Origin of the sequence: Lactobacillus crispatus, assembly GCF_018987235.1 — a bacterium.
GTDB classification, from domain to species: Bacteria; Bacillota; Bacilli; order Lactobacillales; family Lactobacillaceae; genus Lactobacillus; species Lactobacillus crispatus.
Genome location: NZ_CP072197.1, coordinates 343,699 through 357,876 on the forward strand (window position 1 = coordinate 343,699; position 14,178 = coordinate 357,876).

25 protein-coding genes are annotated in these 14,178 nt (G+C 38.6%); 24 read left to right on the forward strand and 1 reads right to left on the reverse strand.

The window, feature by feature from the left end; genetic code table 11:
• Window positions 1–9 precede the first annotated feature (9 nt).
• The 24 genes from rplN (at window position 10) to rpsI (ending at window position 12,919) form a co-directional block, all read left to right on the forward strand.
• On the forward strand, window positions 10–378 hold the full coding sequence (gene rplN / locus J6L97_RS01660) for a 50S ribosomal protein L14 (protein ID WP_003549034.1): 369 nt from the start codon (window positions 10–12) through the stop codon (window positions 376–378).
• 19 nt (window positions 379–397) lie between these two features.
• Window positions 398–634, forward strand: a complete 237-nt coding sequence (gene rplX / locus J6L97_RS01665) for a 50S ribosomal protein L24 (RefSeq protein ID WP_005720345.1) — start codon at window positions 398–400, stop codon at window positions 632–634.
• A gap of 14 nt (window positions 635–648) precedes the next feature.
• Window positions 649–1,191 carry a 50S ribosomal protein L5 gene (gene rplE, locus J6L97_RS01670; RefSeq protein ID WP_005720346.1) on the forward strand — a complete coding sequence of 181 codons (543 nt, stop codon included), beginning with the start codon at window positions 649–651 and terminating at the stop codon, window positions 1,189–1,191.
• Window positions 1,192–1,203: 12 nt separating this feature from the next.
• Window positions 1,204–1,389 carry a type Z 30S ribosomal protein S14 gene (locus J6L97_RS01675; RefSeq protein ID WP_013085815.1) on the forward strand — a complete coding sequence of 62 codons (186 nt, stop codon included), beginning with the start codon at window positions 1,204–1,206 and terminating at the stop codon, window positions 1,387–1,389.
• A gap of 24 nt (window positions 1,390–1,413) precedes the next feature.
• A complete protein-coding gene (rpsH, locus tag J6L97_RS01680) occupies window positions 1,414–1,812 on the forward strand; it encodes a 30S ribosomal protein S8 (protein WP_005720347.1) in 399 nt (132 codons plus the stop codon).
• 24 nt (window positions 1,813–1,836) lie between these two features.
• Window positions 1,837–2,367: a 50S ribosomal protein L6 gene (rplF, locus tag J6L97_RS01685; protein WP_005720348.1), complete on the forward strand. Its 531-nt coding sequence runs from the start codon at window positions 1,837–1,839 to the stop codon at window positions 2,365–2,367.
• A 26-nt stretch (window positions 2,368–2,393) separates the two neighbouring features.
• Window positions 2,394–2,750 (forward strand): 50S ribosomal protein L18, encoded by a 357-nt coding sequence (gene rplR / locus J6L97_RS01690; RefSeq protein ID WP_005724156.1) that lies wholly within the window; start codon window positions 2,394–2,396, stop codon window positions 2,748–2,750.
• A 17-nt stretch (window positions 2,751–2,767) separates the two neighbouring features.
• Complete coding sequence (rpsE, locus tag J6L97_RS01695) at window positions 2,768–3,274, forward strand: 30S ribosomal protein S5 (protein WP_054832666.1); 507 nt, start codon at window positions 2,768–2,770, stop codon at window positions 3,272–3,274.
• A gap of 17 nt (window positions 3,275–3,291) precedes the next feature.
• Complete coding sequence (gene rpmD / locus J6L97_RS01700; protein ID WP_005720351.1) at window positions 3,292–3,477, forward strand: 50S ribosomal protein L30; 186 nt, start codon at window positions 3,292–3,294, stop codon at window positions 3,475–3,477.
• Between the two features lie 23 nt (window positions 3,478–3,500).
• Window positions 3,501–3,941, forward strand: coding sequence for a 50S ribosomal protein L15 (rplO, locus tag J6L97_RS01705; RefSeq protein ID WP_005720352.1), 441 nt, complete (start codon window positions 3,501–3,503; stop codon window positions 3,939–3,941).
• Complete coding sequence (gene secY, locus J6L97_RS01710; protein ID WP_005724159.1) at window positions 3,941–5,236, forward strand: preprotein translocase subunit SecY; 1,296 nt, start codon at window positions 3,941–3,943, stop codon at window positions 5,234–5,236. Before rplO ends, secY begins: the two co-directional genes overlap by 1 nt.
• A 10-nt stretch (window positions 5,237–5,246) precedes the next feature.
• Window positions 5,247–5,903 carry an adenylate kinase gene (locus J6L97_RS01715; protein ID WP_005720355.1) on the forward strand — a complete coding sequence of 219 codons (657 nt, stop codon included), beginning with the start codon at window positions 5,247–5,249 and terminating at the stop codon, window positions 5,901–5,903.
• Between the two features lie 75 nt (window positions 5,904–5,978).
• The gene (infA, locus tag J6L97_RS01720) at window positions 5,979–6,200 is read left to right on the forward strand and encodes a translation initiation factor IF-1 (RefSeq protein ID WP_002878178.1); all 222 of its coding nucleotides are present in this window, start codon (window positions 5,979–5,981) and stop codon (window positions 6,198–6,200) included.
• Window positions 6,201–6,216: 16 nt separating this feature from the next.
• Window positions 6,217–6,333: a 50S ribosomal protein L36 gene (rpmJ, locus tag J6L97_RS01725; RefSeq protein WP_005721621.1), complete on the forward strand. Its 117-nt coding sequence runs from the start codon at window positions 6,217–6,219 to the stop codon at window positions 6,331–6,333.
• A 20-nt stretch (window positions 6,334–6,353) separates the two neighbouring features.
• Entirely contained in the window at window positions 6,354–6,704 is a 351-nt protein-coding gene (rpsM, locus tag J6L97_RS01730; protein ID WP_005724162.1) for a 30S ribosomal protein S13, read from the forward strand.
• A 24-nt stretch (window positions 6,705–6,728) separates the two neighbouring features.
• Window positions 6,729–7,118 carry a 30S ribosomal protein S11 gene (gene rpsK, locus J6L97_RS01735; RefSeq protein ID WP_003625817.1) on the forward strand — a complete coding sequence of 130 codons (390 nt, stop codon included), beginning with the start codon at window positions 6,729–6,731 and terminating at the stop codon, window positions 7,116–7,118.
• A gap of 45 nt (window positions 7,119–7,163) precedes the next feature.
• The gene (locus J6L97_RS01740; protein ID WP_005720363.1) at window positions 7,164–8,102 is read left to right on the forward strand and encodes a DNA-directed RNA polymerase subunit alpha; all 939 of its coding nucleotides are present in this window, start codon (window positions 7,164–7,166) and stop codon (window positions 8,100–8,102) included.
• Between the two features lie 27 nt (window positions 8,103–8,129).
• The gene (gene rplQ / locus J6L97_RS01745) at window positions 8,130–8,513 is read left to right on the forward strand and encodes a 50S ribosomal protein L17 (protein ID WP_005721620.1); all 384 of its coding nucleotides are present in this window, start codon (window positions 8,130–8,132) and stop codon (window positions 8,511–8,513) included.
• 184 nt (window positions 8,514–8,697) lie between these two features.
• A complete protein-coding gene (locus tag J6L97_RS01750) occupies window positions 8,698–9,549 on the forward strand; it encodes an energy-coupling factor ABC transporter ATP-binding protein (protein WP_057726244.1) in 852 nt (283 codons plus the stop codon).
• Window positions 9,525–10,370, forward strand: coding sequence for an energy-coupling factor transporter ATPase (locus J6L97_RS01755; RefSeq protein ID WP_054832667.1), 846 nt, complete (start codon window positions 9,525–9,527; stop codon window positions 10,368–10,370). The genes J6L97_RS01750 and J6L97_RS01755 overlap by 25 nt, the downstream gene beginning before the upstream one ends.
• A 3-nt stretch (window positions 10,371–10,373) precedes the next feature.
• Window positions 10,374–11,171 carry an energy-coupling factor transporter transmembrane component T family protein gene (locus tag J6L97_RS01760; RefSeq protein WP_023488520.1) on the forward strand — a complete coding sequence of 266 codons (798 nt, stop codon included), beginning with the start codon at window positions 10,374–10,376 and terminating at the stop codon, window positions 11,169–11,171.
• A gap of 4 nt (window positions 11,172–11,175) precedes the next feature.
• Window positions 11,176–11,964, forward strand: a complete 789-nt coding sequence (gene truA, locus J6L97_RS01765; protein WP_023488521.1) for a tRNA pseudouridine(38-40) synthase TruA — start codon at window positions 11,176–11,178, stop codon at window positions 11,962–11,964.
• A 104-nt stretch (window positions 11,965–12,068) separates the two neighbouring features.
• Complete coding sequence (gene rplM, locus J6L97_RS01770; protein WP_005720369.1) at window positions 12,069–12,512, forward strand: 50S ribosomal protein L13; 444 nt, start codon at window positions 12,069–12,071, stop codon at window positions 12,510–12,512.
• Window positions 12,513–12,523: 11 nt separating this feature from the next.
• The gene (rpsI, locus tag J6L97_RS01775) at window positions 12,524–12,919 is read left to right on the forward strand and encodes a 30S ribosomal protein S9 (protein ID WP_005724173.1); all 396 of its coding nucleotides are present in this window, start codon (window positions 12,524–12,526) and stop codon (window positions 12,917–12,919) included.
• Between the two features lie 198 nt (window positions 12,920–13,117).
• Here the strand turns inward: rpsI and J6L97_RS01780 are convergent, their stop codons facing one another.
• The gene (locus J6L97_RS01780; RefSeq protein WP_123811765.1) at window positions 13,118–14,152 is read right to left on the reverse strand and encodes an IS30 family transposase; all 1,035 of its coding nucleotides are present in this window, start codon (window positions 14,150–14,152) and stop codon (window positions 13,118–13,120) included.
• Window positions 14,153–14,178: the final 26 nt, after the last annotated feature.

A 14,178-nucleotide genomic window follows, 5' to 3' on the forward strand; every position in this document is an offset into this window, starting at 1 on the left:
GATTACACAGTGATTCAAAACGAATCTCGTTTAAAGGTTGCTGATAACTCTGGTGCCAGAGAACTTTTAGTTATTAGAGTCTTAGGTGGTTCAAAGCGTAAGACCGGTAACATTGGTGACATCGTAGTATGTACTGTTAAACAAGCAACACCAGGTGGCGTTGTCAAAAAAGGCGACGTTGTAAAAGCTGTTATTGTTAGAACTAAATCAGGTGCACGTCGTGAAGATGGTTCATACATCAAGTTCGACGAAAATGCTGGCGTAATTATCAACGCAGACAAGAGCCCACGTGGTACTCGTATCTTTGGGCCAGTTGCACGTGAGTTACGTGAGAACGACTTTATGAAGATCGTCTCTCTTGCTCCTGAAGTCTTATAATTGATAGTGAGGTGCACTGATGTTCGTTAAAACTGGTGACAAAGTAAAAGTTATTGCCGGAAAAGATAAAGGTAAAGAAGGTACTGTTCTTTCTGTTAACGTTAAGAAAAACCGCGTAGTGGTTAAGGGCGTTAACAAGATTAAGAAGCACCAAAAGCCTTCACAAAGCAATGCTAATGGTGGTGTAGTTGAATCAGAAGGTTCAATTCACGCATCAAACGTTAAAGTAATTAGTAGTAAAAAAGAAGATAAGTAGAAGGGAGGACACACATGGCAAGTTATTTAGCTAAGGAATACAACGAAAAGGTAGCTCCTGCATTAGAAGAAAAGTTTAACTACAAGTCATCTATGCAAGTACCTAAGATCGACAAGATTGTTTTAAACATGGGTGTTGGTGATGCAGTTTCTAACGCCAAGAACTTAGATGAAGCAGTTGAAGAATTAACTTTGATCTCAGGTCAAAAGCCATTAATCACTAAGGCCAAGAAATCAATCGCTAACTTCCGTTTACGTGAAGGTATGTCTATCGGTGCTAAGGTAACTCTTAGAGGCGACAGAATGTACGATTTCTTGTACAAGTTAATCAATGTTTCTCTTCCACGTGTTCGTGACTTCCGTGGTGTATCAACTCGTTCATTTGATGGTCGTGGTAACTACACTTTAGGTATTAAAGAACAATTGATTTTCCCAGAAATCGATTTTGATAAGGTAAACCGCACTAGAGGTTTAGATATTGTTATCGTAACTACTGCCAACACTGATGAAGAAGCTCGTGAACTTTTGACTCAATTTGGTATGCCGTTTGCAAGATAGTGGAGGACATTAATGGCTAAAACATCACAAAAAATCAAAAATCGTCGTCCTGCTAAGTTCTCTTCACGCGAATATACACGTTGCGAGAGATGTGGTCGTCCACACTCCGTATACCGTAAATTCGGGTTATGCCGTATTTGCTTAAAGGAATTAGCACACAAGGGTCAAATCCCTGGTCTTAAAAAGGCTAGTTGGTAGTATACGGTTAGGAGGATAGCTTAAATGGTCATGACAGATCCAATCGCAGATTACTTGACTAGAATCAGAAATGCCAACATGGCAAAACACGATTCAGTTGAAATTCCTGCATCAAACATTAAAAAGTCTATTTCAGAAATTTTGAAACGTGAAGGCTTCATCCGTGATTACGAAGTTGCAGATGATAACAAGCAAGGCGTTATCAAGGTATTCTTGAAATATGGTCCAAATGGAGAACGTGTTATCTCAGGTTTGAAGCGTATTTCTAAGCCAGGTCTTAGAAACTACGTTGGCGCTGAAGACTTACCTAAAGTTCTTAATGGCTTAGGCATTGCCATCGTTTCTACTTCTGCTGGTGTTATTACCGACAAGGAAGCAAGACAAAAGAACGTTGGCGGCGAAGTAATTGCCTACATTTGGTAATACTGACAGAAAGGAGAACAATCAATGAGCCGAATCGGTTTAAAGACTATTGAAGTCCCTGACAGTGTCACTGTTACCAAGGAAGGCGACAATATTACTGTTAAGGGCCCAAAGGGTGAATTAACTAGATACTTCGATCCAAAGATTAAGTTTGAACAAAAAGATGGTGAAATTAACTTTTCACGTTCAAGCGAAAGCGACAAAGCACTTCACGGTACTGAAAGAGCTAACTTAGCTTCAATGATCGAAGGTGTAGTTGACGGTTATAAGAAGACTTTGAAGTTAATCGGTGTTGGTTACCGTGCACAAGCACAAGGTAACAAGATTACTTTAAATGTTGGTTATTCACACCCAGTTGTATTGACTGCACCAGAAGGTGTTTCTGTAAAGGCAACTTCAGCAACTGATGTAGAAGTTGAAGGTGTTTCAAAGCAAGATGTTGGTCAATTTGCAGCTGAAATCCGTGCCGTACGTCCACCAGAACCTTATAAGGGTAAAGGTATTCGTTATGTTGATGAATACGTACGTCGCAAGGAAGGTAAGACTGGTAAGTAATAAGTAGTTATTTTTGAGGTGAAATTGTGATTTCTAAACCAGATAAAAACAAGTTACGCTTAAAGCGTCATAGACGTATTCGTGGAAAAATTTCTGGTACTGCTGAGCGCCCACGCTTAAGCATTTTTCGTTCAAATAAAAACATCTACGCTCAATTAATTGATGACGTAGCGGGTGTTACGCTTGCAAGCGCCTCAACTTTGGATGAAAATGTATCAGATGCAACTAAAGTAGAACAAGCTGCTGCTGTAGGTAAGGCAATTGCTGAAGCTGCAAAGGCAAAGAACATTTCTACTGTTGTATTCGACAGAAGTGGTTACTTATACCACGGCCGTGTTCAAGCATTAGCTGATGCTGCTCGTGAAAACGGATTAGATTTCTAGGAAAGGAGAATTAACACATGGCAAACCGCAATGATTCTCGTAACAATCGCAGAAACAAAGACGATATCGAAGATCAATTAGTCGCTGTCAACCGTATTACTAAGGTTGTTAAAGGTGGCCGTCGCATGAGATTTGCTGCTCTTGTTGTTGTTGGCGACAAGAAAGGCCGTGTAGGTTTTGGTACTGGTAAAGCTCAAGAAGTCCCAGAAGCAATCCGTAAGGCTGTAGAAGACGGTAAGAAGAAAATGATCAATGTACCTAAAGTTGGTACTACTATTCCTCATGAAGTTATTGGTCACTACGGTTCAGGTAACATTTTATTTAAACCTGCTGAAGCTGGTTCTGGTGTTGCTGCTGGTGGTGCCGTACGTATCGTTATGGATATGGCTGGTATCTCAGACGTAACTTCAAAGTCACTTGGTTCAAACACTCCAATTAACGTTGTTCGTGCAACTATCGATGGTTTGAAGAAGCTTAGAACTAGTGAAGAAGTTGCAAAACTTCGTCAACCTGAAAGAGCTTAAGATTAGGGAGATCATAGATGACTGATTTAAAGATTACTTTAATTAGAAGTGTTGCTCACCGTCTACCTCAACAAAGAAAGATCGTTAAAGCTCTTGGTTTAGGTAGAGTGGATAGTACTGTTGTTCTTCCAGACAACGCTGCTACTCGTGGTGCATTATTAAAGATTGCTCACTTAATCTCTGTTGAAGAGATTAACAAATAGAATATCAAGGAGGTGCCAAATTAATGAAGCTTCATGAATTACATTCTGCTGAAGGCTCACGTCGCAATAGAAAACGTGTTGGTCGTGGTACTTCAAGTGGTTACGGTAAAACTTCAGGCCGTGGTCAAAAGGGTCAATTAGCTCGTCAAGGCGGTCATACTCGTTTAGGTTTTGAAGGTGGTCAAATGCCATTATTCAGAACTATGCCTAAGCGTGGTTTTAAGAACATTAACCGCAAGGAATATGCAATTGTAAACTTAGATGATTTAAACAAGTTCGAAGACGGCAGTGAAGTAACTGTAGAATCACTTAAAGATAATGGCTTAGTAAAGAAAGAATTGTCAGGTGTTAAGTTACTTGGCAAGGGCGAATTAAAAGTTAAGTTAACTGTAAAGGTTAATAAAGTTTCCGCATCTGCTAAGCAAGCAGTTGAAGCCGCTGGCGGAACTGTTGAGGTGATCTAATGTTTTCGACCTTGAAGAACGCCTTCAAAGATAAAGAAATTAGAAATAAGCTCTATTTCACGCTCTTTATTCTTTTGCTGTATCGGATCGGTGCAAACATTACCGTTCCCGGTGTTAATGCGAAGGCGATCACGCAGGTTGCGCAAACTGGTTTAGTTCCAATGCTGGATACTGTATCTGGTGGTGGACTAGATAACTATTCAATATTTTCTTTGGGTGTTTCTCCTTATATTACGGCTCAGATTGTTATCCAGCTGCTACAGATGGATATTGTTCCTACGTTAGTAGAATGGGGAAAACAAGGTGAAGTAGGTCGACGTAAAACAAATCAAGTAACTAGATATTTAGCATTAGTTGTTGCTTTTATCCAGAGTATTGGTATTACGTTAGGCTTTAACGCTTTAACTCAAATGGGTTTGGTAAAGAATCAAACACCACAGACTTATATAGAAATTGCTATTATTATGACTGCTGGAACTATGTTATTAACATGGTTGGGTGATGAAATCACTGATAAGGGTCTAGGTAATGGTATCTCAGTAATTATTTTTGCTGGTATTATTGCAAGACTACCAAGTGGTCTATGGCAAATTTATAAGGAAGAAATTATTAATAATAGTGCTAGTGATCGTTGGCAAGGCATTTTGTTCTTCATCGCGGTTATAGTTGCAATCCTTATCGTAACTCAATTTGTTACATGGGTTGAACAAGCTGATCGTCGTATTCCAATTCAATATACGAGAAGAGCGACGATGAGTGGTTCTGAAAGTTTTCTACCATTAAAGGTTAATGTATCTGGAGTTATTCCGGTTATTTTTGCCAGTTCATTTATTGTTACACCGGCAACGATTTTAATGGCCTTTCAAAGAACCCAGGGCGATCAACAATGGTTTAAAGTAATGAACCAAATCTTTAGCTTACAAACTACTCCTGGGGTAATTATCTACACTCTTTTAATTATCTTATTTACATTCTTCTACGCTTTCGTACAGGTCAACCCTGAGAAGCTAGCAGAAAACTTACAAAAGCAGGGTGCTTATATTCCTAGTGTATGGCCAGGAAAAGATACTCAGGATTATATTTCAAAGATGTTGATGAAATTATCAACAGTAGGTTCATTATTCTTGGGCTTAGTTGCTTTACTGCCTCAATTGGCTACTAACTTTTGGAATCTCCCAAGTTCCATTGGTTTAGGAGGAACAAGTCTTTTAATTGTGATTGGGGTTGTTCTCGAGTTATCTCGTCAAATTAACGGCTTGTTAATGAAGAGAGAATATGTTGGATTCATCAGATAGGAACGGATAAATGATTAACTTAATTCTTTTAGGGTTACCAGGTGCTGGTAAAGGTACAGCATCAGAGCGAATCGTTGATAAATATCACTTAACTCATATTTCAACTGGGGATATGTTTAGGGAAGCAATGGCTAACAAGACGAAGGTTGGTCTTGAAGCTAAGAGTTATATCGATAAGGGTAATCTAGTACCCGATGAAGTTACTGCAAAGTTGGTTGAGGAACGTTTAAGTCAACCTGATATTAAAGAAGGTTTTATCTTAGATGGTTTTCCAAGAACCACTGTACAAGCAGAACTTTTAGATGGTATTACAAAACGTTTGGAGAAACCTTTAACAAATGTCATTGCGCTTGAAGTTGACGAAGACACTTTGATTAAGCGTTTATCAGCAAGATACATGTGTAAAAATTGTGGAGCTACTTACAACAAGCTTTCCAAGCAGCCAAAAGTTGAGGGCACTTGTGATCGCTGTGGTGGCCATGAATTTTATCAACGTGAAGATGATAAACCAGAAGTTGTTAAGAATCGTCTTGAAGTTAATGAAAAGATGAATGCACCTTTGAAGGACTTTTATCAGAAGAAAGGCTTGCTCACTGTAATTAATGGTGAACAAACTCCAGAAAAAGTCTTTGAAGATATTGATGCGGTATTGAGTAATAATCAATAGAAGAAAAATTTGTATAATTTTTTATCCGTGTTATAATTTCAAAGTATATGACTGTTTAATTGCGGAGGAACAACTTTGGCAAAAGATGATGTCATTGAAGTAGAAGGTAAGGTAGTTGATACCTTACCTAATGCTATGTTTAAAGTTGAATTGGAAAATGGAGCCACAATTTTAGCACACGTTTCTGGTAAAATTAGGATGCACTACATTCGTATTTTGCCGGGAGACCGTGTGACTGTGGAATTATCTCCATATGATTTAACTAAAGGTAGAATTACGTATCGGTTTATAAAGTAATATAACGGAGGGAAACATGAAGGTTAGACCATCTGTTAAACCAATGTGTGAACATTGTAAAGTTATCAAGAGACATGGCCGTGTGATGGTAATTTGCTCAGCAAATCCAAAGCACAAGCAACGTCAAGGTTAGAAATAGAGGGGGTGTAGTTTATGGCTCGTATTGCTGGTGTTGACTTACCAAGAGATAAAAGAATCGTTATCGCTTTAACTTACATTTACGGTATCGGTGAAGCAACTGCCAAGAAAATTTGTGCTGATGCTGGAGTATCTGAAGATATTCGTTCAAAGGATTTAACTCCAGAAGATCAAGAAAAGCTTCGTGCTGAAGTTGACAAGTACCGTGTTGAAGGTGACTTACGTCGTGAAGTAAGCATGAACATTAAGCGTTTAGTTGATATTGGTTCTTACCGTGGTATTCGTCACCGCCGTGGACTTCCAGTTCGTGGCCAAAATACCAAGAACAATGCTCGTACTCGTAAGGGTACTAAGAGAAATCGTTAATTTTATTTATAAGGAGGTTTATTGATGCCTGCAAAGAAAACAGCACGTAAGCGTCGTGTGAAGAAGCATGTTGAAAGCGGTGTAGCACACATTCACTCAACGTTTAATAATACTTTAGTCATGATTACTGACGTTCAAGGTAATGCAGTTGCTTGGTCTTCAGCTGGTGCATTGGGCTTTAAGGGTAGTCGTAAGTCTACTCCATTTGCAGCTCAAATGGCAGCTGAAGCAGCAGCTAAGAGTGCAATGGACCAAGGCATGAAACATGTAGAAGTTTCAGTTAAAGGTCCTGGTGCTGGTCGTGAATCTGCTATTAGATCACTTCAAGCAACTGGTCTTGAAATTACTGCAATTCGTGACGTTACGCCAGTTCCTCACAATGGTTCCAGACCACCAAAACGTCGTCGTGTTTAATTTTGTCCTTGATATAGGACGTAACGTTTTGAAAGGGGCCCAGTAATGATTGAATTTGAAAAACCAAATATTACCGTTGTTGAACAAGAAGATTCTTACGGTAAGTTTGTTGTTGAACCACTTGAGCGAGGCTTTGGTACTACTTTAGGTAATTCTTTAAGAAGAGTATTACTTACTTCTATTCCAGGTACTGGACTTGTTTATGTGCAAATTGATGGCGTTTTACACGAGTTCTCAACAGTTCCTGGCGTCAGAGAAGATGTAACCAAGATCATCTTGAACTTGAAGAAACTTGAATTAAAGTCTCTTTCAGATGAACAAAAGGTTATTGAATTGGACATTGAAGGTCCAGCCACAGTAACTGCTGATGATCTTAAAGTTGATGCAGACGTTCAAGTCTTGAATCCGGATCAATATATTTGTACCATTGCTGAAGGTGGACACTTGCATATGGAACTTGCCGTAAAGAATGGTAGAGGTTATGTTGCTGCAAGTGACAATAAGAGTGATGACATGCCAATCGGAGTTATCCCAGTTGACTCTTTATTCTCACCAATTAAGAAGGTTAACTACCAAGTTGAATCAACTCGTGTTGGTAAGAGAGATGACTTTGATAAGCTCACTTTTGAGATTTGGACTGACGGTTCAATCAAGCCTAATGACGCCCTTAGTTTTGCTGCTAAAATTTTAGTTGAACACTTTAAGGTATTTGAATCAGCAGATGCAAATGCTAAATTCAGCGAAGTAATGGTGGAAAAGGAAGACGATAAGAAGGAAAAGAAGCTTGAGATGACTATCGAAGAGCTTGACCTTTCTGTTCGTTCATATAACTGCCTGAAGCGTGCTGGCATTAATACTCTTCAAGAGTTAACTGACAAGACAGAATCAGATATGATGCGTGTACGTAACTTAGGACGTAAATCATTGGAAGAAGTTAAAAATAAATTAACCGACTTAGGTCTTTCACTTCGTCAAGAAGACTAAGCTTAGGTGAATAAAGGAGGCAAATCCATGGCATACCGTAAATTAGGTCGCGATAGTGCTCACAGAAAAGCAATGCTTAGAGAAATGACTACTCAATTAATCATGAACGAACGCATTGTTACTACTGAAACTCGTGCTAAAGAAGTTCGTAAGACTGCCGAAAAGATGATCACTTTAGGTAAGCGCGGCGATTTAGCAGCTAGAAGAAAGGCTGCTGCATTTGTACGTGACGAAGTTGCAGATGTTCACGAAGAAAAAGATGCAGTTGTTGTTAAGTCAGCATTGCAAAAGCTTTTCAGTGATGTAGCACCTCGTTACAAGGACCGTAATGGTGGTTACACCAGAATTTTGAAGTTAGCCGTTCCTCGTAAGGGTGACGCTGCTCCAATGGTTATTCTTGAATTAGTTTAATTTAGAGTAACACAACTTAATACGTATTAAGAATTATCCATGAAAGTGAGAATAAGCGTAAAGATGATGGCGCAAGCTTAGTCTAGCTTAGATGATAAAAATCATCCCTCTTCATGGGTGATTTTTTTTGCTCTTTTTTTCTGTTACAATTGCTAATAAGCGATTTAAGAAAGGAAGTGGAAAAATGCCAGTAGATAGTGCTGTTGAATTTAAGGATGTCTCATTTACCTATCCCGATACTAAAAAAGCGATTCTTGATCAGATTAGTTTTAAAATAAAAAGAGGTTCCTGGACATCTTTGATAGGTCACAACGGTAGCGGTAAGTCCACAATTTCTAAATTAATTAATGGGTTACTTTTGCCTGATTCTGCTAATAATTCTAGAATCACTGTTTTAGGAATGACGTTAAATCAAAAGACAGTCTGGGATGTTAGGGAAAAAGTCGGTATTGTATTTCAGAATCCAGATAATCAGTTTGTTGGAGCTACTGTTGGCGATGATGTTGCTTTTGGGCTTGAGAATAGAGCTGTTCCTCGGGAGCAAATGGTAAAAATAGTCAGAAAAGTTTTAGCAGACGTTGGAATGCTGGATTATATAGATGCAGAGCCAGCTAATCTTTCTGGTGGACAAAAGCAAAGAGTAGCAATTGCAGGTATTCTTGCCGTAGAACCGAAAATTATTATTTTAGATGAATCAACTTCGATGCTTGATCCTAAGGGGAGAGAGCAGGTGCTAAAAATTATTAAGTATTTAAAGAAAGAGAAGAATTTGACAGTTATTTCGATTACACATGACATTGATGAGGCTAATATGGCTGATGATGTGATCGTCTTAAATGATGGCAAGATTTTAGCTCAAGGAACTCCAACGGAAATTTTTAGTAAAACTGAAATGTTGCAAGAAATAGGGCTAGACATTCCATTTGTACAAAAATTAATAAATAAATTAAATGAAGTGGGAATTTCTGTACCTAAAAATATAAAAACGAAAGATGAGTTGAAACAATATCTATGTCAATTAAATTTGAAAAAGTAAATTATATCTATTCTCCCGGAACTTCAATGGAGAAAAAAGGATTAGATAATGTTTCATTTGAATTAACTGAAAATAGTTTTGTTGCATTGGTAGGTCATACCGGTAGTGGTAAGTCGACTTTGATGCAGCATTTTAATGCATTACTGAAGCCGAGTTCAGGAACAATTGATATTGCTGGTTATCATATTACTGCTCAAACAGGAAATAAGAATTTGAAAAAGTTACGCAAGCGGGTTAGTTTGGTTTTTCAGTTTCCTGAAGCACAGCTTTTTGAAAATACTGTGCTTGAAGACATTGAATTTGGTCCTAAAAATTTTGGAGCAACCGATGATGAAGCTAAAAGTAAAGCTTTGAAATGGTTGAAGCGAGTAGGATTGGATGAATCGCTAGCAAATAAGTCGCCATTTGAGTTATCTGGAGGACAAATGCGGCGTGTTGCAATTGCTGGGGTAATGGCTGATGAACCAGAAATTTTATGCTTAGATGAGCCAGCAGCGGGGTTAGATCCTAAGTCTCGTAAGGAAATGATGAAATTATTTGTTGATTATCAAAAAGCAGGTCATACTGTAATCTTGGTTACGCATAATATGGATGATGTGGTCGAATATGCAGATGATGTTTTAGTTATGGAACATGGTAAATTAATTAGACATGATGCGCCTAAGTCGATTTTTACTAATAAAAACTGGCTAGAAAAGCACTATTTGAGTGAACCAACGGCTAGTCTTTTTGCCTCAGATTTGACGAACTTTAACTTTAAAGATAAACCGTTAACACTGGATCAGCTTGTTAATGAAATTAAGAAAAATTTGCGAGGGTAGTTTATGAGTAAGATAATTGTAGGACGTTATATTCCGGGAGATTCTCTTATTTATAAAATGGATCCTCGGAGTAAATTATTAGTTACCATATTATTTATATTGGCTATCTTTTTAGCTAATAATTCAATAACTTATGCGATTGTGACCATTTTTTGCTTCTTAGCTGTAGTTGCTACAGGATTAAATGCAAAAGTATTTTGGGATGGCGTTAAGCCTTTGATTGGTTTAATTTTCTTTACGTCGCTTTTGCAATTGTTTTTTATGACTGGTGGTCATATTTATTGGCATTGGTGGATTTTTTCATTATCTAGCTATGGTTTGATTAATGCAATCTATATTTTTATTCGTTTTACATTAATTATTTTAATTTCAACAGTAATGACAGTTACTACAATGCCACTTGAAATTGCTGATGCGATGGAATGGCTGCTTAAGCCGCTTAAGTTGTTTAAAGTGCCGGTGGATAAAATTGCGTTAGTAATTTCAATTGCGCTTCGTTTTGTACCGACTTTGTTTGATGAGACTTTTAAAATTATGAATGCGCAAAGATCACGTGGAGCGGACTTCAATGACGGTGGTTTAATTCAACGTGCTAAGGCAATTACGCCCATTTTGGTTCCGTTGTTTATTCAGTCTTTAGAAACGGCAATTGATTTATCTACAGCAATGGAATCACGTGGTTATCGTAGTAGTGAAGGACGAACTAAATATCGCGTTTTAAGTTGGTCAAAATATGATTTAATTGCATTATTTTATTTTGTACTGTTAGTCGGATTGCTATTAATTTTTAGGACACATTAGAAATATGACAACAAGATATAAAATGACGATGGCTTATGATGGTCATCTTTTTCATGGCTTTCAACTTCAACCAGACCAGCGAACTGTTCAGGGGACAATTGAAGATGCGTTGAAGAAAATGACTAAGGGGCAGCGTGTGATTGTGCAGGGGTCAGGTAGAACTGATGCCGGTGTACATGCGGTTGGACAGGTAATTCATTTTGATTATCCTGGTAAAACTATTCCAGCCAATCGAATGATTTTGGCAATGAATTCTATGATGCCAACCGATATTATCTTTGATGATTGCCAAATTGTTGATGAGAATTTTCATGCGCGTTATTCGATTAAGGGAAAATGGTATCGCTATCGTGTTAGTTTAGATCATTTTGTTAATCCTTTTAAGCGTTTTTATACTGGTCATTTTCCGTATCCATTAGATATTGAAAAAATGCAGGTTGCAGCTCAGGACTTATTGGGTAAGCACGATTTTACCAGTTTTGCGGCCAGCGGTGGTCAAATTGAAGATAAAGTTCGGACCATTTATTATGTAAACATTACTAAAGACGAAAAAGAAAATGAAGTAATTTTTGATTTTATTGGTTCAGGGTTTTTGTATAATATGGTACGGATTATGGTAGCGGCGCTACTGGAAATTGGTAATGATCGTAGGCCAATTCATGACTTGCAACGAGTAATTGCTGCCAAGGATCGTCAAGAGGTAAGACAAACTGCTCATGCGAGTGGTTTGTACCTTTATCATGTTTTTTACGATGAAATTCCACAAAAATATCGTTTAGACCAGCATTTATAATTGACTTTTTCTCTAAAAGGACGTACTCTAGTATAGTATGTTTGTCCACGATAGGCCCCGGAAACTTATTGTTTTCAAACTGCAAATAAACGGAGGAATTTAAATTGCGTACTACACCATTAGCAAAATCTAGTGAAATCGAACGTAAGTGGTACATTATTGATGCAACTGACGTAACTCTTGGTCGTCTTTCTGCAGCTGTTGCCACTATTTTGAGAGGTAAGAACAAGCCTCAATACACACCTAATGTTGATACTGGTGATAACGTTATCGTTATCAACGCATCAAAGATTAGATTGACTGGTAAAAAGGCTTCAGACAAGTTCTACTACCACCACTCATCATGGCGTGGCGGCTTGAAGGCCGTATCTTACGGTGAATTGCTTGCTAATAACCCAGTTAAGATGGTTGAAATCTCAGTTAAGGGTATGCTTCCAAAGAACACTCTTGGTCACCATGAATTCATGAAGATGCATGTTTATGCTGGCGAAGACCACAAGCACGAAGCACAAAAGCCTGAAAAGTTAGATATTAACAAATTAATCTAGGAGGTTATACAATGGCACAACAAGCTGCATACACAGGTACTGGTCGCCGCAAGGATTCAGTTGCGCGTGTTCGTTTAGTACCAGGTAACGGTAAGATCACTGTTAACGATAAAGATGTTGATCAATACATTCCATTCCCTAACTTGGTTAAGGACTTGAAGCAACCATTAACATTAACTGAAACTGAAGGTCAATACGACATTCACGTTAATGTTAACGGTGGTGGTTTCTCAGGTCAAGCTGGGGCTATCCGTCTTGGTATCGCTCGTGCTCTTCTTGAAGTAGACCCAGACTTCCGTGGTCCACTTAAGAAGGCAGGTTTCTTAACCCGTGACCCAAGAATGAAGGAAAGAAAGAAGCCAGGTTTGAAGAAAGCCCGTAAAGCTTCACAATTCTCAAAGCGTTAATCTTTGGATTTTACGTTTATATACAAGAAAAAGCATCGCGAAAAGCGATGCTTTTTTTGTGGAGGTTACTATGCACATATAAGCATCTAGTACAAATAATATATTCTACAACTTCTAAAAAACTTAACCAATTTACATTTTAAGCAACTTTTTCTTAAATTGTTTTCCTGAATTGTCAAATTAAGTGCAACAGTTAGGCTATGAGGAAATATATTGCTTGAAGAGTTCTTCTGCTGTGTGATATTGAAGGATTCGACGATGTTTGCGGTTAATGGCATCAGTTGCCTGTTGAACATAAGCAGCTGACTTATCTTTCATGCTTTTGCCTTTAGGGAAGAATTGACGCAGAAGTCCATTGCAGTTCTCATTGGTGCCTCTTTCCCATGGAGAATATGGGTGGGCGAAGTAGATCTGGCAGCCTTTGATCTTGGTCATATCCGCAAACTCAGAGCCATTGTCAAACGTGATCGATTTAAACCAGGCAGGATGTCTGTCAATCTCATTTTGAAGCAGCCTTTGGCATGTGCTTGCCCGATAGTCAGGAATCTTGATAACTACTTCAAAGCGTGTGGTTCTTTCGGTCAAAGTCATTAAAGCAGGCTGATTCTTGCGTCTGACGCCTTTAACCAGATCTCCTTCCCAGTGCAGCGGCGTTTTTCTGTCTTCAATCTCTTTAGGACGCTGTTCAATGGAATTGCCAAGATTCTTCTTGTGCAAAGCATGACCGCTCTGGCCGTGATGACGCTTGTTCCTGCGTCTTTTGAGCTTCATAGGCAGATCAATATTGCTTATGTCCAGCAAGCCCTGATCAATATAGCGATAGACAGTTGGTGTGCTGGGACAAGGGTAGCCTGGCATAGTCCTTTTGAATTCACCAACGAATTCATCGATGCTGGTGGCATCAAATTTAGCTTTGAAGCGTCTGGAGAGCATTCTCAAAAAGACAGCATAATGCTTCAATGGATTGCGCTGATAGCAGTTTTTGCGACGCTTCTCATAATAAAGCTGTGCAGTATCAGCGTAATAGTGCTCATACAATAAATAGCTGCTGTCTCTTTGCAGGACGCTTCCGCGTTTGATTTCGCGACTGATTGTCGACTTATGGCAGCCGACTTCTTGAGCGATAACAGTACGGGAAGTTATGCCGGAATCCAGCATTGCTTGAATTTGTCCACGTTGTACGCTGGTTAATTGATGATAGTGCTTAGAAATGCTAGAATTTGAATTGGTCATGAAGATCTTCCTTTCTTGATTTTTCG

Excerpts from the sequence above, each read along its gene's own strand:
- J6L97_RS01750 (WP_057726244.1), top strand. The coding sequence starts at position 8,698 with ATGCCAGTAGATAGTGCTGTTGAATTTAAGGATGTCTCATTTACCTAT.
- J6L97_RS01740 (WP_005720363.1), top strand. The coding sequence starts at position 7,164 with ATGATTGAATTTGAAAAACCAAATATTACCGTTGTTGAACAAGAAGAT.
- J6L97_RS01760 (WP_023488520.1), top strand. The coding sequence starts at position 10,374 with ATGAGTAAGATAATTGTAGGACGTTATATTCCGGGAGATTCTCTTATT.
- rpmD (WP_005720351.1), top strand. The coding sequence starts at position 3,292 with ATGACTGATTTAAAGATTACTTTAATTAGAAGTGTTGCTCACCGTCTA.
- rpsM (WP_005724162.1), top strand. The coding sequence starts at position 6,354 with ATGGCTCGTATTGCTGGTGTTGACTTACCAAGAGATAAAAGAATCGTT.
- rplO (WP_005720352.1), top strand. The coding sequence starts at position 3,501 with ATGAAGCTTCATGAATTACATTCTGCTGAAGGCTCACGTCGCAATAGA.
- truA (WP_023488521.1), top strand. The coding sequence starts at position 11,176 with ATGACAACAAGATATAAAATGACGATGGCTTATGATGGTCATCTTTTT.
- J6L97_RS01780 (WP_123811765.1), bottom strand. The coding sequence starts at position 14,152 with ATGACCAATTCAAATTCTAGCATTTCTAAGCACTATCATCAATTAACC.
- J6L97_RS01675 (WP_013085815.1), top strand. The coding sequence starts at position 1,204 with ATGGCTAAAACATCACAAAAAATCAAAAATCGTCGTCCTGCTAAGTTC.
- J6L97_RS01755 (WP_054832667.1), top strand. The coding sequence starts at position 9,525 with ATGTCAATTAAATTTGAAAAAGTAAATTATATCTATTCTCCCGGAACT.
- rpsI (WP_005724173.1), top strand. The coding sequence starts at position 12,524 with ATGGCACAACAAGCTGCATACACAGGTACTGGTCGCCGCAAGGATTCA.
- rpmJ (WP_005721621.1), top strand. The coding sequence starts at position 6,217 with ATGAAGGTTAGACCATCTGTTAAACCAATGTGTGAACATTGTAAAGTT.
- secY (WP_005724159.1), top strand. The coding sequence starts at position 3,941 with ATGTTTTCGACCTTGAAGAACGCCTTCAAAGATAAAGAAATTAGAAAT.
- rpsH (WP_005720347.1), top strand. The coding sequence starts at position 1,414 with ATGGTCATGACAGATCCAATCGCAGATTACTTGACTAGAATCAGAAAT.
- J6L97_RS01715 (WP_005720355.1), top strand. The coding sequence starts at position 5,247 with ATGATTAACTTAATTCTTTTAGGGTTACCAGGTGCTGGTAAAGGTACA.
- rplE (WP_005720346.1), top strand. The coding sequence starts at position 649 with ATGGCAAGTTATTTAGCTAAGGAATACAACGAAAAGGTAGCTCCTGCA.
- rpsK (WP_003625817.1), top strand. The coding sequence starts at position 6,729 with ATGCCTGCAAAGAAAACAGCACGTAAGCGTCGTGTGAAGAAGCATGTT.
- rplX (WP_005720345.1), top strand. The coding sequence starts at position 398 with ATGTTCGTTAAAACTGGTGACAAAGTAAAAGTTATTGCCGGAAAAGAT.
- rplQ (WP_005721620.1), top strand. The coding sequence starts at position 8,130 with ATGGCATACCGTAAATTAGGTCGCGATAGTGCTCACAGAAAAGCAATG.
- rplF (WP_005720348.1), top strand. The coding sequence starts at position 1,837 with ATGAGCCGAATCGGTTTAAAGACTATTGAAGTCCCTGACAGTGTCACT.
- rpsE (WP_054832666.1), top strand. The coding sequence starts at position 2,768 with ATGGCAAACCGCAATGATTCTCGTAACAATCGCAGAAACAAAGACGAT.